The sequence below is a fragment of the Saccharothrix sp. NRRL B-16348 genome (assembly GCF_001280085.1).
Classification (GTDB): Bacteria; Actinomycetota; Actinomycetes; order Mycobacteriales; family Pseudonocardiaceae; genus Actinosynnema.
This window is the reverse complement of sequence record NZ_LGED01000249.1, coordinates 22,729-46,187: the sequence shown is the minus strand read 5'-3', so window position 1 is coordinate 46,187 and position 23,459 is coordinate 22,729. Positions and strand designations below refer to the sequence as shown.

Genomic DNA, 23,459 nt, shown 5'->3' with positions numbered 1-23,459 from the left:
CGATGGCGGAAATCCTGGTGAACCCGCGGAGCGCTCCCCTCGATGCCGTGCTGGAGGTCCGGGTCGTCGACCTGCCACCGGACGAACGGGTCACGGTGAGCGCGTCCACGGGCGACTGGTCGTCCTCGGCGGTGTTCCTGGCCGACGAGCGCGGCGTGGTGGACCTGACCAGGCACGCGCCGGTCGAGGGCGACTACTCGGGCGTTGACCCGATGGGGTTGTTCTGGTCCATGACCCGGACGGGTGAGTCGGCCGGGCCCGCGCTGGTCGAGGTCGTCGGGGTCGGCAAGGTGGAGCTGGACCGGCGGACCGTGCCCGAAGGGGTGCGGCGGACCGAGGTGCGCGAGAACGGCCTGGTCGGGGTGCTGTTCGAGCCCGAGGGCGAGGGCGTGCACCCCGGCGTGCTGGTCCTGGGCGGGTCCGAGGGCGGGCTGCACGAGCTGGACGCGGCGCTGCTCGCCGGGCACGGGTTCGCGGCCCTCGCGCTGGCCTACTTCGGTGCGCCCGGCGTCGCCGAGGACCTGGTAGAGGTGCCGCTGGAGTACGTCGGGACCGCGCTGGAGTGGCTCGGCGCGCGAGCGGGGAAGCTCGGTGTCGTCGGCGGATCGCGCGGTGGTGAGCTGGCGCTGTTGGCCGGTGCGACGTTCCCGGCGGTCAAGGCCGTGGTGAGCGTGGTCGGCAGCGGCGTCGTCACGCAGTGCATCGGGCCGGGTTCGAGGTTGCTGCAGAAGCTGGAGCACGAGGCCGCGTCGTGGACCTGGCAGGGCAGGCCGCTGCCGTACCTGCCGTACGCGATCCCGGCGGAACTGCGCCGCGCGGTGGTCGACGGTGAGCCGGTGCCGCTGCGGTCGGCGTTCGACCTCTCCGACGGCATCCCGGAGGACGCCGAGATCCCCGTCGAGCGGGTCGAAGGCGGTGTGTTGCTGCTCTCATCCGGGCAGGACGAGTCGTGGCCGTGCGCGGAGCTGAGCGAGGTCGCGTGGCGCCGGCTGACCGGGCGTGGCCACGCGTTCCGGCACGAACGGGTGGTGTACCCCGAGGCAGGACACCTGATCGCGGGGCCCCCGCACCGACCGGCGACGGACGTCGTGGTGCCGGGCCCCGGCGTGCGGTTCGCGATGGGCGGCACGCCCGCCGCCACGGCCGCCGCGCGCGCCGACGCGTGGCGTCGGACAGTTGAGTTCTTGTCGGACCAACTGGGCACCTAATGTGTCGTTCATGAGCGCACACTTTGACGTCGTGGTCCTCGGTGCGGGGCCAGGCGGGTACGTCGCCGCGATCCGGGCGGCCCAGCTGGGGCTGAAGACGGCGGTCATCGAGGAGCGTTACTGGGGCGGGGTGTGCCTGAACGTGGGCTGCATCCCGTCGAAGGCGCTCCTGCGCAACGCGGAGCTCGCGCACCTGTTCACCCACGAGCAGAAGACCTACGGCATCCAGGTCGACGGCACGGTGAAGTTCGACTACGGCGTCGCCTACGACCGCAGCCGCAAGGTCGCGGACGGGCGCGTCAAGGGCGTCCACTTCCTGATGAAGAAGAACGGCATCACCGAGTACAACGGTCGGGGCACCTTCCTCGACGCGAACACCATCCAGGTGGGTGATGAGACCGTCACGTTCTCGCACGCGATCATCGCGGCGGGCGCGACGACCCGACTCCTCCCGGGGACGAAGCTGTCCGAACGGGTGGTGACGTACGAGGAGCAGATCCTGTCGCAGGACCTGCCCGAGAGCATCGTCATCGCCGGCGCGGGCGCCATCGGCGTGGAGTTCGCCTACGTGCTGCACAACTACGGCGTGAAGGTCACCATCGTCGAGTTCCTCGACCGGGTGGTGCCGCTGGAGGACGCCGAGGTGTCGGCGGAGCTGGCCAAGCGGTACAAGCGGCTCGGGATCGACGTGCGGACGTCGACGCGGGTCGAGTCCATCGACGACTCCGGGCCGCGCGTGCGGGTCACCGTGTCGAAGGACGGCGCGCAGGAGGTCCTGGAGGCCGACAAGGTCCTGCAGGCCATCGGCTTCCAGCCGCGGGTCGAGGGCTACGGGCTGGAGAAGACCGGCGTTCGGCTGACCGAGCGCGGCGCGATCGAGGTCGACGGGCGCGGGCGCACGAACGTGGAGAACATCTTCGCGATCGGCGACGTGACGGCGAAGCTGATGCTCGCGCACGCCGCCGAGTCCATGGGCATCATCGCCGCGGAGACCATCGCGGGCGCGGAGACCATGGAGCTGGACTTCGTGATGATCCCGCGGGCGACCTACTGCCAGCCGCAGATCGCGTCGTTCGGGTGGACCGAGGCGCAGGCGCGCGAGCGCGGGTTCGACGTGAAGGTGGCGAAGTTCCCGTTCACCGCGAACGGCAAGGCGCACGGCATCGGCGACTCGGCCGGGTTCGTGAAGCTGATCAGCGACGCCAAGTACGGCGAACTGCTCGGCGGTCACCTGATCGGGCCGGACGTGACCGAGCTGCTGCCGGAGCTGACGCTGGCCCAGCAGTGGGACCTGACCGTGCACGAGGTGGCGCGCAACGTGCACGCGCACCCGACGTTGGGCGAGGCGGTCAAGGAAGCCGTGCACGGGCTGGCCGGGCACATGATCAACTTCTGAGCGGCTTAGGCTGGGTCCATGACCCGACACCCGTTGCGGCTGGCCATCAACGAAGCGGAACGCGTGCTGGCCGCGGCGGGTGTCGACAGCCCGCGCGTGGACGCCGAGCTGCTGGCCGCCCACGTGCTCGGCGTCGAGCGCTCGCGCCTGCCCCTGATCCCGCTGGTCGACCCGCCGGTGGTGGAGGCGCTGCACAAGCTCGTGCGGCAGCGCGCGACGCGCGTGCCGTTGCAGCACATCACCGGGCGGGCGTACCTGGGCGCGGTGGATCTGGAGGTCGGTCCGGGCGTGTTCATCCCGCGGCCGGAGACCGAGCTCATGCTGGAGTGGGGTCTGTCCACTGTGGAGTCGAAGGACCCGGTGGTGGTGGACCTGTGCACGGGTTCCGGCGCGCTGGCGCTGGCGGCGGCGCACCGGTTGCCGGACGCGACCGTGCACGCGGTCGAGCGTGATCCGTCGGCGTTGGCTTGGGCGCGGCGCAACGCGGAGGCCCGGGCGGCACTGGGCGACACGCCGATCATCTTGCACGCCGGTGACGTGACGGTGCCGGATCTGTTGTCGGATCTGGACGGGCAGGTCGACCTGGTGCTGTGCAACCCGCCGTACGTGCCGGACGGGACCGAGGTGCAGCCGGAGGTGGGTGAGCACGACCCGCGGCACGCGGTGTTCGGCGGTGCGGACGGGCTCGAGGTGATCCGGCACGTGGTGGCGTTGGCGGCGCGGTTGCTCAAGCCGGGTGGGCACGTGGCGATCGAGCACGACGACAGCCACGGTGTGGTGGTGCCGGAGTTGCTGGCGTCGCGTCGGGTGCTCACGGACGTCGAGGATCACCGTGACCTGGCGTGGAGGCCGAGGTTTGCGACGGCGCGGCGGGTGTAGGCGGGTGTGTAGGGGTGTTGGGGTGTGTTGGGTGTGGGTTCAGGGGGTAGAGCGGTCGACCATGGAGGACAGGCGGGATCTGGTCAGGTCCCACTCCTCCGGTGGGCCCGCCGAGTAGAGGACGTATTCGACGCCGGCGGATTCCCAGAACGCGGTGGCGACCCGTTTCGGGCCTGATGGGGTGTTCTCGTCGAATTCCCAGGTGACGGCCGGGTGATCGCGGATCGTCGTCGCGGTGAGGGTGACGCGGCGGTGGCCGGGTTCGCGTTCGCGGTCCGCGGCGGCGCGGGTGATGCGGTCGAGGAGTGGTGTCGCCGGGTCGGTGACCGGTGCGCCGCCGAGGCGGAGTTCACGGCGGGGGGACGTCGGGTCGGTGGCGACGAGGGTCGTGGCGACGGTGCCGGTGGTGACCGTCCAGTTGGCCGGGATGGCGGTGGTGAGGCCGCCCGGTGCTTCGACCCGTTGCAGGTCTGGGGGGAGGGTGGTGGTTGTGGTGGGTTGGGTCGTGGTGGGTGCGTTGGTGGTTGGTTGGGTGGTGGTTGGTTGGGTGGTGGTGGTGGTGATGGTGGGTAGGAGTGCGGCGGCGGTGGGTGGTGGTCGGGTCGAGGTCAGGTAGCCCGCGGTGCCGGCCAGGACGATGTACAAGGCGGTGCAGGTCAGCGCCAAGGGGAGGGCGCCGAGTTGGTTCTTCGCATTCACTGGACGCCTCGCCATCGGGATAATCTGGACGTCAACGCTCCGCCGAGTCAATCGGAGAACCCGCGATGGCTGTCAATGGGCCGAACGAGTGGAGCGAACTGCGGGAATGGTTGACGGCGCGCATCACCCGCGTCGACCTGACCGATTTCGACGATCCCGATCGCGTGCGCTTGGCCCGTGCGTTGACTGCGCTGACCGCGGCGTTGGGCGAGGGTCATGACGACGAGAGCCACGTGGCCGCCGCGGTGGTGCGCGGTGAGCTGGGACGTGGCGGCGCGCCTCGGGCCGATGACGTGCTGCGGACGCACCTGGCCATCGCGCTGGCGGCCCGGACGGCGGAGGTGCGCAGCGTGACGCCGGAGGGTGCGCTGATCGTGACGGACGCGCGCCAGGTGGCGGAGTGCCGGGCGTTGGCCGAGGAGATCCTGGCGCTCAGCCCGCACCCGGAGCTGATCGCGTTCGCGACTGATCTGCGGAGGCGGTTGGACGCGGCGCAGGGGTGGCGGTGGGTGGAGCCGGACGTGTGGACGGCGGCGGTGGTCGGGCTGGCGGTGCTGGTGCTGCCGTTCGTGGGTGGGGCGATCGGCAACGCGGTGGTGACGGTGGCGGGTGTGGCGGTGGGAGGGGCGCTGGTGTTCGGGTTTGTGGTGGCGCATCGGAAGCGGCAGTGGGCGGTGGACGCGGATGCGGCGTTTGGGCGTGGTTGAGTTCCGTCCGGTGGTGTCGCTCGGGTCCGGCTCGATTTGACATGGGGCCCTTACGGGCACTCCAGGCAGGCCAAAGCCGGCAGGCCCGGCGGGGTAAAGCGCCGGCAGGCCCGGCGGGGTAAAGCGTCCCGCCAGGCCTGCCGGCTTCGACCAGCCTAAAGCACCCGAACCCATGTCAAATCGGGCCTCTGCGGGGCGGTTGCGGGTCCGTTGTGCGGCCGAGTTCTTCGATATGAACGTTCCTGGCTGGCGGACCGGGCGTTTGAGTGTGACCTCGGCCGCTGGGGTTGGGTCTGCTGTGCTTGGATCAGCAGGGTGAGCACGATCTACGATTGTGGTGTCCAGGCTGATCGCGCGGCGGGGCTTGAGGCTGCGGCGGGAGCGGTGAGGGCTGGGCGGTTGGTGGTGTTGCCCACGGACACCGTGTACGGCATCGGGTGTGACGCGTTTGATGCGGCGGCCGTTCGTGGGCTGTTGGAGGCCAAGGGGCGTGGGCCCGACATGCCGGTGCCCGTGTTGGTCGGGTCCTGGACGACGATCGACGGGTTGGTCCTCGGGGTTCCCCGGCAGGCGCGGGCGTTGATCGAGGCGTTTTGGCCCGGTGGGTTGTCGCTCGTGCTGCCCCACGCGCCGTCGTTGGCGTGGGATCTCGGTCACACTCGGGGCACGGTGATGTTGCGGATGCCGTTGCACCCGGTCGCGTTGGAGTTGCTGCGGGACGTCGGGCCGATGGCCGTGTCGAGTGCCAACAAGTCGGGCTTCCCGCCGGCGGGGACGGTGCAGGAGGCCTGGGACCAGCTTGGCGAGGAGGTCGGCGTCTACCTGGACGGTGGGCCGGCGGCGGAGAACATCGCGTCCACGATCGTGGATCTGACCGGTCCGGACCCCGTGGTGCTGCGGGAGGGTGCGGTGGCGGTCGGTCAGGTGTCCGAGGCTCTCGGGGTCGAAGTCGAGGTTGCCCGCTAGTGGATCTTCCCGGTCGGAGTAGCGTGGTGCTCCCGTCGCACGAACCACCCGACACCCCATCGCCGAGGGGCTAGCTTGCCGTGGGCCAGTTGCCTGCCGTGTCCAACGTCCTCCCCGTCCGGGAGTACCTGCTCGTCGCGCTGACCGCCGCGGTCGTGACGTTCCTGCTCGTCGGCCTGGTGCGCGCGTTGGCGTTCCGGATCGGCGCGGTCGCCTACCCCCGCCAACGCGACGTGCACGTCCAACCCATGCCGCGGATGGGCGGCCTCGCCATGTACGGCGGGGTTCTCGGCGGCATGCTCCTGGCGCACCAGCTGCCGGTGCTGCGCTCGGCGTTCGACTTCTCCTACGACCCGTACGCGGTGATCGTGGGTGGTGGCGTGATCGTGCTCGTCGGCGTGCTGGACGACCGGTTCGAGCTGGACTCCCTGACGAAGCTCGCCGGCCAGGTGACGGCGGCGGGCATCCTGGTGCTGTTCGGGCTGCAGTGGCTGCTGTTCTGGGTCCCCTGGGGTGACGACGGCGAGGGCACCGGCTCGCTGCTGTCGCTGGACCAGAACCAGGGCGCGATCCTGAGCGTGCTGCTGGCCGTGACGATGGTCAACGCGATGAACTTCGTGGACGGCCTGGACGGGCTGGCGGCGGGGATCGGGCTGATCGCGGCGGCCGCGACGTGCGTGTTCTCGATCGGGTTGCTGGCGAACAACGGCGGTGACGTGGGCGCGTACCCGCCCGCGCTGATCGCGGCCACGTTGGCCGGCGCGTGCCTCGGCTTCCTGCCGCACAACTTCAACCCGGCGCGGATCTTCATGGGCGACTCCGGGTCGATGCTGATCGGGCTGATGCTCGCGGCGGCGACGATCTCGGCGTCGGGGAAGATCAACTACGAGTCGGTGCGGGCCACCGACGTGCTGGGCCTGCTCTCGCCGTTGGTGGTGGTCGCGGCGGTGCTGTTCGTGCCGCTGCTGGACCTGCTGATGGCCGTGGTGCGGCGGACGCGGCGGGGTGAGAGCCCGTTCTCCGCGGACAAGATGCACCTGCACCACCGGCTGCTGGAGATCGGCCACTCCCAGCGCCGCGCGGTGCTGCTGATCTACTTGTGGGCGGGCGTGCTGGCGTTCGGCGCGGTGGCGCTGACGCTGTTCGACGTCGTCGTGGTGGTGTGGTGCCTGGCGATCGGACTTGTTCTCGCGTTGTTGGTCTCCGCGATACCAAGACTTCGTGAAGTCCGCCGCACATGACCCCCGATGGTGGGGTGAGAACCAAGGCTTCTTTACACTCGGTCTCGACCAGTGGACAGTGCTTGGCCCTTTGGGGGTGACATGAGCCAGGACAAGACGGAGTGGACCCACGAAGCCGTCGTGCAGCGACTCGCGGGGGAGATGTACCGCAGCGCGCTGTGGGCGGCGCTCGCGACGGTGGTCGCCGGAGCGATCCTCTGGACTGTGCTGGCCGGTGTCCCCGGCCTGGTCGCCGCGCTGATCGGCGGCGCGCTCGCGTGCCTGTCGTCGGCGGGCACGTTGCTGCTGATGCACCGCACCGCCGCCATGCCCCTCCAGGTGATCATGGTCGCGGCGCTCGGCGGGTTCATGGGCAAGCTGATCCTGCTGTTCGCGGTGGTCGCGCTGCTGCGCCAGTTCCCCGTGCTGCACGCCAACGCGCTCGCGTTGACCATGGTCGCGACCATCGTGGTCGCCACGGTCATGGAGGTGCGCGCTTCCAAGCGCAGTCGCAGTCAGATCATCATCCCGACCCCTGGAAACACCTGATCTACCGACTGGTACGGTGCGCGCAGGACGGGACACCCAGGTAGGTGGGGTGCCTCTCGCGGGCGCTTGCGGTCCGTAAGGTACGTTAAGTCCCGATCGTGACGATTCCCCCGGCGGAGTGAACGCCGGCCGGGAGAACCGGAAGGAACACAGTGACCACGATGGTGCTGGCTGCGGGTGATGAGTTCGTCGCACCCGGAGTGAAGGACTTCTTCCTCCCACCGATCTTCGGTGAGGTCACCAAGCCCATGGTGCTTCTGGTGCTCTCGATCTTGATCATCGGTGCGTTCTTCATCGCGGCGACCCGCAACCTCAAGCTCGTTCCCGGCAAGTTCCAGTTCGCCGCGGAGTCGCTCTACGACATCGGGCGCAACTCGATCGCACGCGAGCAGATCGGCGCCAAGGACTTCAAGCCCTTCGTGCCGCTGATCCTCACGGTCTTCACCTTCATCCTGGTGAACAACCTGTTCGGGCTCATCCCCGTCGTGCAGTTCCCGACGATGTCGCACATTGGATTCCCGCTCGCCGTCTCGGTGCTGGTGATCTACCCGGTGTACCACTTCGTCGGGTTCAAGCGCCACGGTTTCGTCGGTTATCTGAAGAATCAGACCATGCCGCCCGGCGCGCCGTGGTTCGTGCTGATCCTGCTGATTCCGATCGAGTTCTTCCAGAAGTTCATCCTGAACCCGCTCACGCTCGCGATCCGAGTTTTCGCGGCCATGTTCGCGGGTCACCTGCTCTTGCTGGTGTTCACCCTGGCCGGTGAGTACCTGCTCTTCTCCGGCGGCATCACCGTCGTGGTCGCGCCCATCGCGTTCGCCTTCGCCATCGGGCTGACGTTCCTGGAAGCGCTGATCATGGTGCTGCAGGCCTACATCTTCGCGTTGCTGTCCGCCAACTACATCGGCGCGGCGCTGGCCGAAGAGCACTGAGAAATCACACGCCTCCGATCCGCGAGCGTTCGCGGACCGAGTTGGAAAGGGAACACCACAAGTGAGCGCTATCGTTCTTGCCCAGGAAGCCGCGACCGTCAACCTCAACCAGGGTCTCGCGGCCATCGGCTACGGCCTCGCGGCGATCGGCCCCGGCATCGGCGTGGGTCTGATCTTCTCCTCGGTCATCAACGGCACCGCCCGTCAGCCCGAGGCTCGCGGCGTGCTGCTGAGCCTTGCCTGGACCACCTTCGCCATCGTCGAGGTCCTCGCGCTGCTCGGCTTCGTCGTCTACTTCCTCGCCATCGGCTGATCTAGGTTCATCGCAATAAGGAAGGTTTGTGATGACTACCCTCATCCTGGCGGCGGAAGAAGGGGCCATCAACCCCGTTCTCCCACACCCGTCCGAAATCATCATCGGCCTGATCGCGTTCCTGCTGCTGCTCTTCGTCATCAAGAAGTTCGTGTCACCGCGCTTCGAGACGTTGTACGCGGAACGTGCCGCCAAGATCGAGGGCGGGATCGAGAAGGCAGAGCAGGCGCAGGCGCAGGCACAGGCGACGCTCGAGCAGTACAAGGCGCAGCTGGCCGAGGCCCGCGCCGAGGCCGCCCGCATCCGTGACGACGCCCGCATCGAGGGCGAGCAGATCATCACGGAGCTGCGCACCAAGGCGCAGGAGGAGTCCGCGCGGATCATCGCCGCCGGGCAGACCCAGCTGGAGACGCAGCGCGCGCAGATCGTCGCCGAGCTGCGTGGCGAGCTGGGCCGGCTGGCCATCGACCTGGCGGACCGGGTCGTCGGCGAGTCGCTGGAGGACGAGGTGCGCCGTCGGGGCACCGTCGACCGGTTCCTCTCCGAGCTCGACGGCACGTCGGCTCCGGCCGCCAAGTGAGGGAACGCCGATGACGCTGCACGCCGCTAGCCGTGACGCCCTGGCCGCCGCCGAACTGCGGCTGCTGGAGGTCGTCGACGGCACGAAGGACAGCTCCGCCCTCGGCAAGCTGGGCAGCGAGCTGTTCGCGGTCGTCAGCCTGCTGTCGGCGCAGCCCGCGCTGCGCCGCGCGCTGGCCGACAACTCCTCGGACCCCGAGTCCCGGGAACAGCTGCTGCACGGCCTGCTCGACGGCAAGGTCGCCGACGTGACCGTGCAGGTGCTGGCCACGGTCGTCACCGCGCGCTGGTCCAGCCCGCGCGAGCTGGTCGACGGCGTCGAGTCGCTGGCCCGCACCACGCTGCTGGTGCGGGCGGAGCGGGACGGCAAGCTCGACTCCGTCGAGGACGAGCTGTTCCGGCTCGGCCGGATCATCGCGGGCAACCACTCGCTGGAGCTGGCGCTGTCCGACCCGGCGGCCGAGCCCGCGGGCAAGGTCGCGCTGGTCGACAGCCTCGTGTCGGGCAAGGTCGACGAGACCACCAAGACCCTGGTGGACCAGCTCGTCCGCGAACCGCGCGGTCAGGGAGTCGTCAACGGCCTCGGCGACCTCGCGTCGCTCGCGGCCAAGCGCCGGGAACGTTCCGTCGCCTACGTCCGTTCCGCCGTCGAGCTCGACGCGGCGCAGCAGGACCGCCTCGAGGCCACGCTGACCCGGATCTACTCCCGGCCGATCGCGTTGCACGTCGAGGTCGACCCCACGCTGCGCGGCGGTCTGCTGATCAAGATCGGCGACGAGGTCATCGACGGAAGCGTGGCCGGTCGCCTGGCGTCACTGCGCCGCGACCTCGCCGGCTGACCGACCGGAACCGCGGCCCACAAGCCCCTTTCCCAGAACGAAGTGAGAGCAGGAACGACATGGCGGAGCTGACGATCTCGTCGGACGAGATCCGCAGTGCGATCGAGAAGTACGTCTCGACCTACTCCCCGGAAGTCAGCCGGGAAGAGGTCGGCGTCGTCGCGGAGACCTACGACGGCATCGCCATCGTCGAGGGTCTGCCCGGCACCATGACCAACGAGCTGCTGGAGTTCCCCGGCGGCGTGCTCGGTGTGGCCCTGAACCTGGAAGTCCGCCAGATCGGCGCGGTCATCCTGGGCGACTTCGACAAGATCGAAGAGGGCCAGGAGGTCAAGCGGACCGGCCAGGTGCTCTCCGTGCCGGTCGGCGACGGCTTCCTCGGCCGCGTGGTGAACCCGCTCGGCCAGCCGATCGACGGCCTCGGCGACATCGTGGCCGACGACAACCGCGCGCTGGAGCTGCAGGCGGCGTCCGTGCTGCAGCGGCAGCCGGTGAACGAGCCGATGCAGACCGGCATCAAGGCCATCGACTCGATGACCCCGATCGGCCGCGGCCAGCGCCAGCTGATCATCGGCGACCGCAAGACCGGCAAGACCGCGGTCTGCATCGACACGATCATCAACCAGAAGAAGGCCTGGGACTCGGGTGACCCGCAGCAGCAGGTCCGCTGCGTGTACGTCGCCATCGGCCAGAAGGGCTCCACCATCGCGGGCGTCAAGGCCGCGCTGGAGGAGGCGGGCGCGCTGGAGTACACCACCATCGTCGCCGCCCCCGCGTCCGACTCGGCCGGCTTCAAGTGGCTCGCGCCCTACACCGGCTCGACCATCGGCCAGCACTGGATGTACCAGGGCAAGCACGTCCTGATCGTGTTCGACGACCTGACCAAGCAGGCGGAGGCGTACCGCGCCATCTCGCTGCTGCTGCGTCGCCCGCCGGGCCGCGAGGCCTACCCCGGCGACGTCTTCTACTTGCACTCGCGCCTGCTCGAGCGCTGCGCGAAGCTGTCCGACGACATGGGCGGCGGCTCGATGACCGGCCTGCCGATCATCGAGACCAAGGCCAACGACGTGTCGGCGTACATCCCGACCAACGTCATCTCGATCACCGACGGCCAGTGCTTCCTGGAGTCCGACCTGTTCAACGCCGGTGTGCGCCCGGCCGTCAACGTGGGTATCTCGGTCTCCCGCGTCGGTGGCGCCGCGCAGATCAAGGCGATGAAGACGGTCTCCGGCTCGCTGCGCCTCGACCTGTCGCAGTTCCGCGAGCTGGAGGCGTTCTCCGCCTTCGCCTCGGACCTCGACGCGGCGTCCCGCGCCCAGCTGGAGCGCGGCGCGCGCCTGGTCGAGCTGCTCAAGCAGGGCCAGTACTCGCCGGTCCCCGTCGAGGAGCAGGTCGTCTCGATCTACCTCGGCACCAAGGGCCACTACGACGACATCCCGGTGGGCGACATCCGCCGGTTCGAGTCGGAGTTCCTGGACCACGTCCGGCGCAGCCACGAGGTCATCCTGTCCGACATCCGCGAGTCCAAGAAGTTGTCGGACGACACGGAGAAGGGCATCGTGGACGCCGTCACCGCGTTCAAGCAGCAGTTCACCGCGTCGGGCGGCGCGACCACCGTGGTCAACGAGGCGCCCGCCAACGCGATGGACGCCGACAAGGTCGGACAGGAGTCGGTGAAGGTCAACCGGCCCGCTCCGACCGAGAAGTGACGTAGGCATGGCGGCACAGATCCGGGAGCTGCGCCAGCGGATCCGCTCGGTCAACTCGACCAAGAAGATCACCAAGGCGTACGAGCTCATCGCCACGTCCCGTCTCGCCAAGGCGCAGACGAGGGTCGCGGCGTCGCGTCCCTACGCGGAGGAGATCACCTCGGTCCTCTCCGCGCTGGCGACCGCGTCCGCGAACCTCGACCACCCGCTGCTGACCGAGCGCAAGAACCCCCGCCGCGCCGCTGTCCTGGTCGTGACCAGCGACAAGGGCATGTGCGGCGGCTACAACGCCAACGTGCTGCGTGCCGCGGAGGAGCTGCTGTCGCTGCTGCGGTCCGAGGGCAAGGAGCCCGTGCTCTACGTCATCGGCCGCAAGGGCGTCGGCTACTACAAGTTCCGCGGGCGGACCATCGCCGGCGAGTGGACCGGTTTCTCGCAACTGCCGCACTACGTCAACGCGGTCGAGGCCGGTGACGCGCTGGTCAAGGCGTTCGTGGCGGGCAGCGACGACGAGGGCGACAAGCCCGGCCCCGACGGCGTGCTCGGCGTCGACGAGCTGCACGTGGTCTACACCGAGTTCAAGTCGATGCTGAGCCAGACGCCGGTCGCCAAGCGGATCGCGCCGATGGTCGTCGACTTCGACCCGGAGCCGCAGAAGCTCCAGTCGGTGTACTCGTTCGAACCGAACGCGGAGACGCTGCTGGGCGCGCTGCTGCCCAAGTACGTGAAGACCAGGCTCTTCTCGGCACTGCTGGACGCGGCGGCCTCGGAGTCGGCGGCGCGCCGGACCGCGATGAAGGCGGCGACGGACAACGCCACCGAGCTGGTCCGCAACCTCAGCCGCCAGGCGAACCAGGCCCGTCAGGCCCAGATCACCCAGGAGATCAGCGAGATCGTCGGTGGCGCCTCCGCGCTTACCGGGGGCGCAGGAAGTGATGAGTGACATGAGTGCTACTGCCACCACCACCCGCACCGGCCGTGTGGTCCGGGTGATCGGTGCCGTCGTCGACGTGGAGTTCCCGCGTGACGCGGTGCCGGAGCTGTTCAACGCCCTGCACGCCGAGATCACCGCCGAGGCGGTGGCCAAGACGCTGACCCTGGAGGTCGCCCAGCACCTGGGTGACAACCTGGTCCGCACCATTTCGATGCAGCCCACCGACGGCCTCGTCCGCGGCGCCGCGGTGTCCGACACGGGCAAGGCGATCAGCGTGCCCGTCGGCGACGTCGTCAAGGGCCACGTGTTCAACGCGCTGGGCGACTGCCTGGACGAGCCCGGCCTCGGCCGCGACGGCGAGCAGTGGGGCATCCACCGCAAGGCGCCCGCGTTCGACCAGCTCGAGGGCAAGACCGAGATCTTGGAAACGGGCATCAAGGTCATCGACCTGCTGACCCCGTACGTCAAGGGCGGCAAGATCGGCCTGTTCGGCGGCGCGGGCGTGGGCAAGACGGTGCTCATCCAGGAGATGATCACCCGTATCGCCCGCGAGTTCTCCGGCACGTCGGTGTTCGCCGGCGTCGGCGAGCGCACCCGTGAGGGCACCGACCTCCTCCTCGAGATGGAGGAGATGGGCGTGCTCGGCGACACCGCCCTGGTGTTCGGTCAGATGGACGAGCCGCCCGGCACGCGCATGCGCGTCGCGCTGTCCGCCCTGACGATGGCGGAGTACTTCCGCGACGTGCAGGGCCAGGACGTGCTGCTGTTCATCGACAACATCTTCCGGTTCACCCAGGCGGGTTCCGAGGTGTCGACCCTGCTGGGCCGCATGCCGTCCGCCGTGGGCTACCAGCCGACGCTGGCGGACGAGATGGGTGAGCTCCAGGAGCGCATCACCTCGACGCGCGGCAAGTCGATCACCTCGCTGCAGGCCATCTACGTGCCCGCGGACGACTACACCGACCCCGCGCCGGCCACCACGTTCGCCCACCTGGACGCGACGACGGAGCTCTCCCGTCCGATCTCCCAGAAGGGCATCTACCCGGCGGTGGACCCGCTGTCCTCGTCCTCCCGGATCCTCGAGCCGTCGATCGTCGGCGAGGAGCACTACCGGGTGGCGCAGGAGGTCAAGCGGATCCTGCAGAAGTACAAGGAGCTGCAGGACATCATCGCCATCCTCGGCATGGACGAGCTGTCCGAGGAGGACAAGGTCCTCGTCGGCCGCGCCCGTCGCCTGGAGCGCTTCCTCGGCCAGAACTTCATCGTGGCCGAGAAGTTCACCGACCAGCCGGGCTCCTTCGTGCCGATCAAGGACACGATCGAGGCGTTCGACCGCGTCTGCAAGGGCGAGTTCGACCACTACCCGGAGCAGGCGTTCTTCTCCTGCGGCGGGTTGGACGACGTCGAGGCCAACGCCAAGCGGCTCGCCGGCAAGTAAGTCGGGTTTCGTCGAAGGGCCGTTCCCCGCTCGGGGGACGGCCCTTCGGGCGTTCACGGGGAGGCCCAGCCGAGGGCGCGTGAGATGGCCAGGCCGCACGTGCGCACGGCGGGCACGACGGTGTCCGTGCGGGTGCCGGTGGGCACGACGACGGACACCGCGGCCACCACGTCGCCGTCCGGCCCGCGCACCGGCGCGGCGACCGAGTAGGTGATCATCTCGATCTGGCGGTCGCTGATGGCGTACCCGTCGCGGCGCACGCGGGCCAGCGTCTCCCGCAGCTCCGGCGCCGACACGATCGTCCTCGGCGTGAACCGCTTGAGCGGCGCGGCCAGCACGGCCTCCTGCACGGCGACGGGCGCGGCGGCCAGCAGCACCAGGCCGACGCCCGTGCAGTGCGTGGGCATCCGGCTGCCGACCCGCGTCACCACGTTCACCGCGTCGTGCGCCGAGATCCGCTCCACGTACACGACCTCCGTGCCGTCGCGCACGGCCAGCTGCACGTTGTGCCGCGTGACCTCGTACAGGTCCTCCAGGAACGGCAGGGCCCGGTCGCGCAGGTCCAGGCTGCCGGGCGACAGCGCGCCCAGCTCCAGCAGCCTCAGGCCGACGCAGTAGCGGCCGTCCGGGGCGCGGTCCAGGGCGCGCAGCTCCACCAGGGACGCCACCAGCCGGTGCGTGGTGCTCAGCGGCAGGCCGGAGTGGCGGCTCAGCTCGGACAGCGTGACCGCCGGTCGGTCCACGGTGAACACCGACAGCAGCGAGAACGCGCGCTCCAGCAGGGACTTCGGTGGCGGCACGGGCCCAGTCTCCCAGCGGCCTTCCACCCATCGGAAACCACACTGCCCGGACCCAGGTGACCCGCGTCACCCTCGCGGTGGGACAACCGGGTGCTCCCGCTGGGCTGGACGGTGGTGCTGCTGCGGGCGTCGGCGCGGGGGCCGGCCGACTGTTCCGGCCCGGTGTGCGGCGGTCGACCATCGGCTGGTTCGCCGCGTCGGCGGCGTTTCCTCGGCGTGCTGGGCGTACGGCTGCCGACCGTCGGCGTGCTGGCGGCGGCGCTCGGCGCGGTCGCGGTGACCGCCGTCGGAGCGGCTCGCGGGCGGGTCGCGGGCGGGTCGCGGCGGGCCGTGACGGCGTCTGGGGGTGGCTGGTGCGGCGGGGTGTTCCGGTCACCGTTTAGACTGCGGTTGACTCCAGTCGACTCAGGGAGATGCGCGTGGCCGAGATGACCGTCCAGTTGGTCGCGGTGGAACGCCGCCTGTGGTCCGGCACGGCCACCACGGTGGTCGCGCAGACGCTCGAAGGCGAGATCGGCATCCTGCCCGGCCACGAGCCGGTGCTCGGCCAGCTGGTCGAGGGCGGCGTGGTCCGGATCCGCACCACGGACAACGAGCTCGTGACGGCGGCCGTGCACGGCGGGTTCCTCTCCGTGACCGGTGAGGGAGTGAGCATCCTCGCCGAGGACGCGGAGCTCTCCCACGAGATCGACGTCGAACAGGCCCGGTCGGACGCGCAGAACGCGGACGACGTGCAACGGGCCAGGGCCATCGCGCGGCTTCGCGCCGCCGGACACTCGGCCTGACGCGGACGAGCGGACGAACGCCGTGGGGATCGCCGAACTGGTGGGAGTGGTCCTCTTTGGCGCGGTGCTCGTCCTCGCGTACCTGGCGTGGCGCCGCGTCCGGCTGCTGCGCGCGGGCGGTGTGCACGTCGCGCTGAGGTCGAGACTCGCGGGCTCCGGCCGGGGCTGGCACCTGGGCGTCGGGCACTACCGGGGTGACGAGTTCACCTGGTTCCGCGTGCTGAGCCTGAGCTCCGGCCCGGACATGGTCATCTCCCGCGAAGGCTTCGAGATCGACGACCGCCGCGAGCCCACCGCACCGGAGGCGTACGCGATGCCCGCGGGCGCGGTGGTACTCCGCTGCCGCGGCAACAAGGGCGAGGTCGAGATCGCGATGGGCCCGGACGCGCTGACAGGATTCCTCTCCTGGTTGGAGTCAGCGCCTCCGGGCCGATCCATTCCCTGGGCCTCCTAAGTTCAGGCGACGTCGAGGCCGCCGGCCGCGGTGAACGCGGTGACGGCGGGCGTGCGCACTCTCACCACCTTGGACGTGGTGCCCTCTCGGCCGTCCTCGGCGCTGACGGTCAGCGTCACCCGGTAGTCGCCGTCGGCCGCGTAGCGGTGCTGCGGGTGGTCGCCTTCGCCGGTCGTCCCGTCGCCGAATTCCCAGCGCGTGGTGAACGGCCCGGACGCGTCGGGCACCTCGGTGAAGTCGTAGAACGTGACGTCGCCGAGCGTGGACGGCGTGATCGGGTAGTGGGAGAAGCGGGGCACGATCGGTCGGGCGACGCCGATCACGAACCGCATCGGCGCCGGATCGGCGTAGTCGGTGGTGAGGCGGACGTGGTACGTCGTGCCCGCCGTCGCGCGGAAGGTCAGGCTGCCGAACCGGGCGCAGCCGATCGCGGTGAGGCTCCCGAGCGCGGGTCCGGTGTAGACCTCGAACCGCGCGCCGGCGGTCGACGGTGAGAGCGTCACCGGCGTGGTCACGGGCAGCGTCACGGCGTACCAGAGCGACTGCGTGGTCGGTCCGCACTCGCTGCTCGGCTCGGCAGGCTCCGCGGTCGCCGCGGACAGTTCGGCGGCGTCCACGGCGTGGGGCAGGGCGGTGACCGGTTCGGCGCCGGCGAACGCGTCGTTCGCGGGTGCGGGCGTCGCCCGTTCGGTCACCGAGAAGGTCAGCGACCCGGCCGACCCGGCGCGGTAGGCGCTGACCGCGAAGTGGTAGCCGACGCCGGCGACGACCGGGATGTCGACGCGCGACTGGGACGTGCCCTCGGCCTCGTCGTTGCACCCGACCTGGGTAAGCGCGCCACGCGTGCCGGTGTGCGCGGACAGGGTCGTGTCGTAGCCGCTGCCCGCCGTGGACGCTGTGACGACGCCGTCGGCCCGCGCGGTGTAGGTGAACCACACCGAGTGGTGGGACGAGTAGCAGTGGGACGGGTCGTCGTCGGCCGAGGTCGCCTCCTCCGCGGGCTGGGTGGTGCTGAACGGCAGGGTGGCGATCGGCGCCGCTCGGTCGAAGTCGTCGTTCGGGGGCGGCGCGGCGTGCGCCACCCCCGGGACGAGCAGGCCGAGCAGCGCGATCGCCACGACCAGTCCGGATCTTCGTGTTCCGCGCACGGCGGGATACCCCCTTGTCGAGTGGACGCCCCCCGGCGTCCGGCCCGACCGAGTGAACCGGAGAACGATCAGAGAGTCGAACATCTGATCGAGAAGGCACTCGATCGGCCCAACGGCGCGCCACTCGTGCCGGGGTCAGGCGGGCTGCTTGATGCTCTCGTAGATCCGGGCGAAGCCCTCCTTGCCGTGACCGGCGTCGACCTGCCGCCGGATCAGCTCCTGCACCACGCCGACCACCTCCGTGGAGATGCCCTGCGCGGCGCTCGCGTCGAGCATGTCGCCGAGGTCGGAGAACTCCAGGCTCTGCTGCCCCGGCACGGTGTAGTCGCCACCGTCGACCACGGCGGCGAACCCGGCGAACCCGCCGGTCATCGCGGACAGCCACGGCGCGGCCCGCCGGGCGAACTCGGTCGCCGACACGCCCGCGCCCGCGACCATCGCCGCGCCGTGCAGGAAACCGGCGAACATCACGTACATGCCGGCGAGCAGGGCCAGGTCGTACAGCGACGCCAGGCCCGCGTCCTCGCCGAAGTACGCGCTCTCGCCCCACAGGTCCAGCAGCGGGCGGTGCTGCTCGAACGCGGTCGCCGAACCGCTGTAGAGGATGGACGAGCCGGGCTGCCCGATCATGTGCGGCACGGCCATGATGCCGCCGTCGAGGTACGTCACGCCGTGCGCCGCCGCCCAGCCGGCGATCTCCCTCGACTGGTCGGGCGTGGTCGTGGTGACGTTGACCAGCGTGCGGCCGGTGAGCACGTCGGCCACCGGGTCGAGCACCTCGTGGACCGAGTCGGCGTCGAAGAGGCAGGCGATCACCACGTCCGCCGCGGCCACGGCGTCGTGGACGGTGTCGGCGGCCGTGGCGCCCAGGTCGACGAGGGTGTCGGCCTTGCCGGGCGAACGGTTCCAGACCGTGGTGGCGTGCCCGGCGCGCACCAGGGCCGCGGCGAGGGCGGCGCCCATCGCGCCGAGCCCGAGAACAGTCACCTTCGTGGTTGTCATGCCAAGATCGTCGCCCGTACCGTTACGGTTGACCAGTACGGACTATTTTGTGCAGTACCCACCTTTTGGTGAGCACCCCTCCGGGAGGGTCGATGGCGGCTCGACGTGGTCCCTACTTCTGCGGCATCGACGCCGCGATGGACGTGGTGTCCGGGAAGTGGAAGTCGCTGATCCTGTGGGAGCTGGCGGAGCACGGCGTGCGGCGGTTCGCCCAGCTGCGCCGCGGCCTGCCGGGCGTGAGCGAGAAGATGCTGGTCCAGCAGTTGCGCGAGCTGGAGGAGGACGGCCTCGTGCACCGCGAGGTGTTCCCCGAGGTGCCGCCGCGGGTGGAGTACGCGCTGACCGAGGACGGGGTGTCGCTGAACGAGGCGCTCGCCCCGCTGGGCGAGTGGGGCGTCGAGCGGATGCGGCGCATCGGCGCCGAGAAGGTGGTCTACGCGCCCTGACCGGGCACGCGCACGGCGGGGCTCGGCCGGCGGAACAGGGCGCCCAGCCGGCGCAGGGCGTCCTGGTCGCCGGAGGCCGAGGCGGCGCCGGACGCGATCTGGTCCGCCAGGCTCGACCGGCCGTCCGCCAGCGCGGCGAAGACGTCCTCGTCGGTCTCGATCACCGCGTCGGGGTGCTCGGCGGGGCCGTGCCCGGCGTCGACCGTGCCGTCGTCCACGCGGACGTGGAACACGTGCTCGCCGACCCGGAACTCGTAGCCGGCCCGCACGCCCGCGGCGGCCTCCGGGTCGAAGAACGCCTCCATCGCCAGCACGGCCCAGCCGGGGTGGAACGCCTCGCCCGGCCGCCGTTCGCCCATGGCCCACTTCGTGCCCCAGCGGGCCAGGGCGAACACGGCCGGCCCGAGTTCCCGGCCCGCCTCGGTGAGGGCGTAGGCCGGGGTCCGGGCCGGCGCGGGCAGCGTGACCTTGTGCGCGAGGCCTTCCCGTTCGAGGTGCTTCAGCCGGGCCGCCAGCAGCCCGGTGCCCAGGCCGCGCAGGCTGCCCTGGAGGTCGCCGAACCGCTTCGGCCCGGTCAGCAGTTCGCGGATCAGCAGGAGCGTCCAGCGCTCGCCGACGAGGTCGAGCGTCCGCGCGGTGGCGCAGTACTGGTTGTACGTCCGCTGGTCCACCGGCTCATCCTAGGGTCGTCGCCTCCCTGCTCCCGACGCCCAGCAGCACGTCGGCGATGCTCTTCGGGTCGGTCAGCGGCACGTTGTGCGGCCCGTCGACCGGCACCGCCCGGTAGCCGAGGTCGGCGGCGAACCGGGCGAACGGGAACGTCTCCGGCACGCAGTGCACGCCCGTGCCGGGGATGCGGTCGACCGCGCCGGTGAGGCGGGTCGGCTCGGTGAACGTCCGCAGCGAGTGGGGGTGCAGCCGCCGTTCGAGCCACTGCGCGTCGTCGGGGTCGGTGATGCCGAACGACGCCGGCGCGGGCGGCGGGATCAGGCCGTCGGCGTTCGCGGCGGCGGTGACCCAGGCGGTGAACCGGTCCGGGGCCAGGTCGGTCAGGCTCGCGCCGTCCGGCCCGGCCCAGCCGTCGACCAGGACGAGGTGGGCCACCCGGTCGGACCGCCGGTCGGCCGCCTGCCGGACCACCAGGCCCGCGTAGCTGTGGCCGACCAGCACCAGGTCCGGGTCGGTGACGGCGTCGATCACGGCCACCACCTCGTCGACGTGGTCGGACAGGCCGACGTCGCGGTCGTGCGTGAGGTCGGGCGTGACGACGTGCGCGCCGGCCGCCGTGAGCAGGGGCGTGACCCGCTCCCAGGCCCAACCGCCGTGCCACGCGCCGTGGACGAGGACGTGAGTGGTCATGGGCGACCTCCCGGTAGGCGTACTTCCTGTTTTTGAAGTCTAAGCTTCAAAAACAGGAAGTGCCACCGTCGGAGGTCAGGCGTTCGCGCCCGGCTGCCAGAGCACGTCGCCGTCCGGGTTGGCGACCCTGGCCAGGATGAACAGCAGGTCGGACAGCCGGTTCAGGTACTTCGCGGTCAGCGCGTTCGTCTGCTCGGCCTCGACCTCGATCAACGCCCACGCGCCCCGCTCGGCCCGCCGGGCGATCGTGCGGGCCTGGTGCAGCAGCGCCGCGCCCGGTGTGCCACCGTTGAGGATGAACGACTCCAGCTTGCCCAACCGGGAGTTGAACGCATCGCACCACGACTCGAGCCGGTCCACGTAGGCCTGGGTGACCCGCAGCGGCGGGTACTTGGGGTCGGGCACGATGGGCGTGCAGAGGTCCGCGCCGACGTCGAACAGGTCGTTCTGGACCTGCCGCACCACGTCGGCGACATCGGGTTCCAGCGCACCGAGCGCCAGTGCGACGCCGAGCGCGGCGTTGGTCTCGTCCACGTCGGCGTACGCCGTGATGCGGGGCGATGTCTTGGGCACCCGGGAGAAGTCGCCGAGGCCGGTGGTCCCGTCGTCGCCGACACGGGTGTAGATCTTCGTCAGGTGCACGGCCATGCGAAGCACTGTAGACACCGCGCGACACGGCGGTGGCCCACCACGGACGGGCACGATTCAGACCGTACGTAGGATTGCGGCACAACGAGCAAGGAGTTCCTTACGTGAGTGAGCACTTCCGGGTTCATGGCGGTGGACGGCTCGTCGGCGAGGTCGCCGTCGTAGGCGCGAAGAACAGCGTGCTCAAGCTGATGGCGGCGGCACTGCTGGCCGAGGGCACCACCACCATCACCAACTGCCCGGAGATCCTCGACGTGCCGCTGATGGCGGACGTCCTGCGCAGCCTGGGCTGCGAGGTGGCGATCGAGGGCCGGGTCGTCACGATCACCACGCCGAAGGAGCTCAACCACCGCGCCGACTCCGAGGCGATGGGCAAGCTGCGCGCGTCCGTGTGCGTGCTCGGTCCCCTGGTGGGCCGGTGCAAGCGGGCCGTCGTCGCGCTGCCCGGTGGCGACGCGATCGGCAACCGGCCGCTGGACATGCACCAGAACGGCCTGCGCAAGCTCGGCGCGCACAGCGAGATCGAGCACGGCTGCGTGATCGCCGAGGCCGAGGGGCTGCACGGCGCGCAGATCTGGCTCGACTTCCCCAGCGTGGGCGCGACGGAGAACATCCTGATGGCGGCGGTGCTGGCCAACGGCACCACGGTCATCGACAACGCCGCCCGCGAGCCGGAGATCGTGGACATCTGCGTGATGCTGCAGCAGATGGGCGCGAAGATCGAGGGCGCGGGCACGTCCACGCTCACCGTGCACGGCGTGGAGTCGCTGCAGCCGACCGAGCACCGGGTGATCGGCGACCGGATCGTCGGCGCCACCTGGGCGTTCGCCGCCGTCATGACCCGCGGTGACATCACCGTGCGCGGCGTGGACCCGCACCACCTCGACCTGGTGCTGGAGAAGCTGCGGATGGCGGGCGCGGACGTGACGACGCTCGACGACGGCTTCCGCGTGGTGCAGACCGACCGGCCGCGGTCGGTGGACTTCGTGACGCTGCCGTACCCCGGTTTCGCCACCGACCTGCAGCCGTTCGCGATCGCGCTGTCGAGCGTGTCCGACGGCACGTCGATGATCACCGAGAACCTGTTCGAGGCCCGGTTCCGGTTCATCGAGGAGATGGTGCGGCTGGGCGCGGACGCGCGCACCGACGGCCACCACGCGGTGGTGCGTGGCGTGGAGCGGCTGTCCAGCGCGCCGGTGTGGGCGTCGGACATCCGCGCGGGCGCGGGGCTGGTGCTGGCCGGGCTGTGCGCGGACGGCGCGACCGAGGTGTACGAGATCTTCCACATCGAGCGCGGCTACCCGGGCTTCGTGGAGAACCTGCGCAAGCTCGGCGCCACCGTGGAGCGCGTCAGCGCCTGATTCACCTCACCCGGTGTCGGGTGTTCGCCGGACACCGCCTGAGCAGCGGTTTCCCTAGAGTCGGTGCACGTTGGCCGACTTCAGGGGGAAGACACATGAGGGAATTGTTCGGCGGGCGGGGCCGGCGCGGGAGGGCGCTCGGCCTGGTCGCCCTGACCGTGGGTGCGGCGGCCATCGCGTTCTCCACGCCGGCGTCGGCCGCGGAGGCGCCTCGGTGCACCGCGATGACGGAGATGGTGCGATCGGGTCGCACGATCGTCGTGCCGACGACCAAGGGCAGCGCCTTCTGCCAGATCGGCCGCGACTACGCGGCGAACGCGACGGTCGTGTCCCGGTTCCAGTTCACCATGCGCCGGTGCTACCCGACGTTGAACCTGGCGTCGCCCTACTCGGACGAGAAGGTGGGCGACCTCTACGCCGACGGCAGCTTCGGCTCGCGCACCGAGGCCGCGTTGAAGGCCGTGCAGCGCCACATCGGCACCGCCGCGGACGGCATCTACGGCCCGAACACCCGCGACCGGATGAAGTTCACGACGCCGGACCGCGTCTACTGCTACGGCTACTGAGTTCAAGGGGGAGATCGGGATGAAGAAGGGTTCAGGGTTGCGCCGGTTCGGCGCGGGTGTGGCGGCCGTGCTCATGGCCGTGACCGGGGTGGTCGCGTCGGGGGGATCGGCGTCCGCGGCGACCGACCTGTGCGTGAAGATGGTGTCGCGCTACGTCGGCAGCAACATCATCCTGGTTCCGGCCAGCAGCGCGAACAGCCAGACGTGCCTGATCGGCAGCGGCCTGGTGGCGAACTACAAGATCGTGGTGCAGTTCCAGGCCACGATGGTCAAGTGCTACGGCGGTCTCCGGATGGCGTCGCCGTACGGGGACGAGTACGTCCGCGACCTCGACACGGACGGCAGCTTCGGCCCGCGCACCCAGGCCGCGTTGAAGGCGGTGCAGAAGAACATCGGCGCCACGGTCGACGGGTCCTACGGCCCCAACACCCGCGACCGGATGAAGTTCATCGACGACCGCAATCGCTACTGCTACGCCTACCGCTGAGCGACCGCGCACCGGACAGCCGCACCGGAGAGCCC

27 protein-coding genes are annotated in these 23,459 nt (G+C 70.3%); 20 read left to right on the top strand and 7 right to left on the bottom strand.

Annotated elements, in window-relative coordinates; genetic code table 11:
• Nucleotides 1-2: 2 nt before the first annotated feature.
• The 3 genes from ADK67_RS41000 to prmC are packed head-to-tail and all read left to right on the top strand — an operon-like array spanning nucleotide 3 to nucleotide 3,483.
• Entirely contained in the window at nucleotides 3-1,208 is a 1,206-nt protein-coding gene (locus ADK67_RS41000) for an acyl-CoA thioester hydrolase/BAAT C-terminal domain-containing protein (protein WP_053721984.1), read from the top strand.
• A gap of 10 nt (nucleotides 1,209-1,218) precedes the next feature.
• Nucleotides 1,219-2,604: a dihydrolipoyl dehydrogenase gene (lpdA, locus tag ADK67_RS40995; protein ID WP_053722002.1), complete on the top strand. Its 1,386-nt coding sequence runs from the start codon at nucleotides 1,219-1,221 to the stop codon at nucleotides 2,602-2,604.
• Nucleotides 2,605-2,622: 18 nt separating this feature from the next.
• Nucleotides 2,623-3,483, top strand: a complete 861-nt coding sequence (prmC, locus tag ADK67_RS40990) for a peptide chain release factor N(5)-glutamine methyltransferase (protein WP_053721983.1) — start codon at nucleotides 2,623-2,625, stop codon at nucleotides 3,481-3,483.
• A 39-nt stretch (nucleotides 3,484-3,522) separates the two neighbouring features.
• Here prmC and ADK67_RS51745 read toward each other — a convergent pair whose 3' ends face one another.
• Nucleotides 3,523-4,197, bottom strand: a complete 675-nt coding sequence (locus ADK67_RS51745; RefSeq protein WP_157621463.1) for a hypothetical protein — start codon at nucleotides 4,195-4,197, stop codon at nucleotides 3,523-3,525.
• Nucleotides 4,198-4,247: 50 nt separating this feature from the next.
• Between ADK67_RS51745 and ADK67_RS40980 the strand changes: the two genes are divergently transcribed.
• From ADK67_RS40980 to atpD, 11 genes are all read left to right on the top strand, one after another.
• A complete protein-coding gene (locus ADK67_RS40980; protein ID WP_157621461.1) occupies nucleotides 4,248-4,889 on the top strand; it encodes a hypothetical protein in 642 nt (213 codons plus the stop codon).
• Nucleotides 4,890-5,204: 315 nt separating this feature from the next.
• Nucleotides 5,205-5,855: an L-threonylcarbamoyladenylate synthase gene (locus ADK67_RS40975; protein WP_053721980.1), complete on the top strand. Its 651-nt coding sequence runs from the start codon at nucleotides 5,205-5,207 to the stop codon at nucleotides 5,853-5,855.
• An 80-nt stretch (nucleotides 5,856-5,935) separates the two neighbouring features.
• A complete protein-coding gene (locus ADK67_RS40970) occupies nucleotides 5,936-7,096 on the top strand; it encodes a glycosyltransferase family 4 protein (RefSeq protein WP_082404575.1) in 1,161 nt (386 codons plus the stop codon).
• An 81-nt stretch (nucleotides 7,097-7,177) separates the two neighbouring features.
• A complete protein-coding gene (locus ADK67_RS40965; protein ID WP_053721979.1) occupies nucleotides 7,178-7,624 on the top strand; it encodes a hypothetical protein in 447 nt (148 codons plus the stop codon).
• Between the two features lie 152 nt (nucleotides 7,625-7,776).
• Nucleotides 7,777-8,556 carry a F0F1 ATP synthase subunit A gene (atpB, locus tag ADK67_RS40960; RefSeq protein ID WP_157621459.1) on the top strand — a complete coding sequence of 260 codons (780 nt, stop codon included), beginning with the start codon at nucleotides 7,777-7,779 and terminating at the stop codon, nucleotides 8,554-8,556.
• Between the two features lie 61 nt (nucleotides 8,557-8,617).
• On the top strand, nucleotides 8,618-8,869 hold the full coding sequence (locus ADK67_RS40955) for an ATP F0F1 synthase subunit C (RefSeq protein WP_053721978.1): 252 nt from the start codon (nucleotides 8,618-8,620) through the stop codon (nucleotides 8,867-8,869).
• 31 nt (nucleotides 8,870-8,900) lie between these two features.
• Nucleotides 8,901-9,449 (top strand): F0F1 ATP synthase subunit B, encoded by a 549-nt coding sequence (locus ADK67_RS40950; RefSeq protein WP_053721977.1) that lies wholly within the window; start codon nucleotides 8,901-8,903, stop codon nucleotides 9,447-9,449.
• A 10-nt stretch (nucleotides 9,450-9,459) separates the two neighbouring features.
• Complete coding sequence (locus ADK67_RS40945; protein WP_053721976.1) at nucleotides 9,460-10,287, top strand: F0F1 ATP synthase subunit delta; 828 nt, start codon at nucleotides 9,460-9,462, stop codon at nucleotides 10,285-10,287.
• A 59-nt stretch (nucleotides 10,288-10,346) separates the two neighbouring features.
• Entirely contained in the window at nucleotides 10,347-11,996 is a 1,650-nt protein-coding gene (atpA, locus tag ADK67_RS40940) for a F0F1 ATP synthase subunit alpha (protein WP_053721975.1), read from the top strand.
• A gap of 7 nt (nucleotides 11,997-12,003) precedes the next feature.
• Nucleotides 12,004-12,939 carry a F0F1 ATP synthase subunit gamma gene (locus ADK67_RS40935; RefSeq protein ID WP_053721974.1) on the top strand — a complete coding sequence of 312 codons (936 nt, stop codon included), beginning with the start codon at nucleotides 12,004-12,006 and terminating at the stop codon, nucleotides 12,937-12,939.
• The gene (atpD, locus tag ADK67_RS40930) at nucleotides 12,932-14,368 is read left to right on the top strand and encodes a F0F1 ATP synthase subunit beta (RefSeq protein ID WP_231648606.1); all 1,437 of its coding nucleotides are present in this window, start codon (nucleotides 12,932-12,934) and stop codon (nucleotides 14,366-14,368) included. The genes ADK67_RS40935 and atpD overlap by 8 nt, the downstream gene beginning before the upstream one ends.
• Nucleotides 14,369-14,421: 53 nt before the next feature.
• Here atpD and ADK67_RS40925 read toward each other — a convergent pair whose 3' ends face one another.
• The gene (locus ADK67_RS40925) at nucleotides 14,422-15,168 is read right to left on the bottom strand and encodes an IclR family transcriptional regulator (RefSeq protein WP_053721972.1); all 747 of its coding nucleotides are present in this window, start codon (nucleotides 15,166-15,168) and stop codon (nucleotides 14,422-14,424) included.
• 419 nt (nucleotides 15,169-15,587) lie between these two features.
• On the opposite strand from ADK67_RS40925, the gene ADK67_RS40920 reads away from it, so the two are divergent.
• Nucleotides 15,588-15,953, top strand: a complete 366-nt coding sequence (locus ADK67_RS40920; RefSeq protein WP_053721999.1) for a F0F1 ATP synthase subunit epsilon — start codon at nucleotides 15,588-15,590, stop codon at nucleotides 15,951-15,953.
• 22 nt (nucleotides 15,954-15,975) lie between these two features.
• On the top strand, nucleotides 15,976-16,407 hold the full coding sequence (locus ADK67_RS40915; protein WP_053721971.1) for a DUF2550 domain-containing protein: 432 nt from the start codon (nucleotides 15,976-15,978) through the stop codon (nucleotides 16,405-16,407).
• Between the two features lie 2 nt (nucleotides 16,408-16,409).
• On the opposite strand, the gene ADK67_RS53085 is transcribed toward ADK67_RS40915, so the two are convergent.
• Together ADK67_RS53085 and ADK67_RS40905 are read right to left on the bottom strand one after the other, a co-directional pair.
• Nucleotides 16,410-17,555, bottom strand: coding sequence for a PKD domain-containing protein (locus ADK67_RS53085; RefSeq protein WP_197289861.1), 1,146 nt, complete (start codon nucleotides 17,553-17,555; stop codon nucleotides 16,410-16,412).
• A gap of 135 nt (nucleotides 17,556-17,690) precedes the next feature.
• A complete protein-coding gene (locus ADK67_RS40905) occupies nucleotides 17,691-18,557 on the bottom strand; it encodes an NAD(P)-dependent oxidoreductase (protein WP_053721969.1) in 867 nt (288 codons plus the stop codon).
• A 92-nt stretch (nucleotides 18,558-18,649) separates the two neighbouring features.
• Between ADK67_RS40905 and ADK67_RS40900 the strand changes: the two genes are divergently transcribed.
• Nucleotides 18,650-19,003, top strand: coding sequence for a winged helix-turn-helix transcriptional regulator (locus tag ADK67_RS40900; protein WP_053721968.1), 354 nt, complete (start codon nucleotides 18,650-18,652; stop codon nucleotides 19,001-19,003).
• On the opposite strand, the gene ADK67_RS40895 is transcribed toward ADK67_RS40900, so the two are convergent.
• The 3 genes from ADK67_RS40895 to ADK67_RS40885 all read right to left on the bottom strand — a co-directional run bounded on the left by ADK67_RS40895 (nucleotide 18,991) and on the right by ADK67_RS40885 (nucleotide 21,010).
• Entirely contained in the window at nucleotides 18,991-19,674 is a 684-nt protein-coding gene (locus ADK67_RS40895) for a winged helix-turn-helix transcriptional regulator (RefSeq protein WP_053721967.1), read from the bottom strand. The two genes, ADK67_RS40900 and ADK67_RS40895, sit on opposite strands and share 13 nt — an antisense overlap.
• Nucleotides 19,675-19,678: 4 nt before the next feature.
• A complete protein-coding gene (locus tag ADK67_RS40890) occupies nucleotides 19,679-20,362 on the bottom strand; it encodes an alpha/beta fold hydrolase (RefSeq protein WP_053721966.1) in 684 nt (227 codons plus the stop codon).
• 75 nt (nucleotides 20,363-20,437) lie between these two features.
• Nucleotides 20,438-21,010 (bottom strand): cob(I)yrinic acid a,c-diamide adenosyltransferase, encoded by a 573-nt coding sequence (locus ADK67_RS40885; RefSeq protein ID WP_053721965.1) that lies wholly within the window; start codon nucleotides 21,008-21,010, stop codon nucleotides 20,438-20,440.
• A 104-nt stretch (nucleotides 21,011-21,114) separates the two neighbouring features.
• Here ADK67_RS40885 and murA point away from each other — a divergent pair, with 104 nt between their 5' ends.
• From murA to ADK67_RS40870, 3 genes are all read left to right on the top strand, one after another.
• Complete coding sequence (gene murA, locus ADK67_RS40880) at nucleotides 21,115-22,371, top strand: UDP-N-acetylglucosamine 1-carboxyvinyltransferase (RefSeq protein ID WP_053721964.1); 1,257 nt, start codon at nucleotides 21,115-21,117, stop codon at nucleotides 22,369-22,371.
• A gap of 95 nt (nucleotides 22,372-22,466) precedes the next feature.
• A complete protein-coding gene (locus ADK67_RS40875) occupies nucleotides 22,467-22,937 on the top strand; it encodes a peptidoglycan-binding domain-containing protein (protein WP_082404571.1) in 471 nt (156 codons plus the stop codon).
• 19 nt (nucleotides 22,938-22,956) lie between these two features.
• Entirely contained in the window at nucleotides 22,957-23,424 is a 468-nt protein-coding gene (locus tag ADK67_RS40870) for a peptidoglycan-binding domain-containing protein (protein ID WP_053721962.1), read from the top strand.
• The last annotated feature ends 35 nt before the right edge of the window (nucleotides 23,425-23,459 follow it).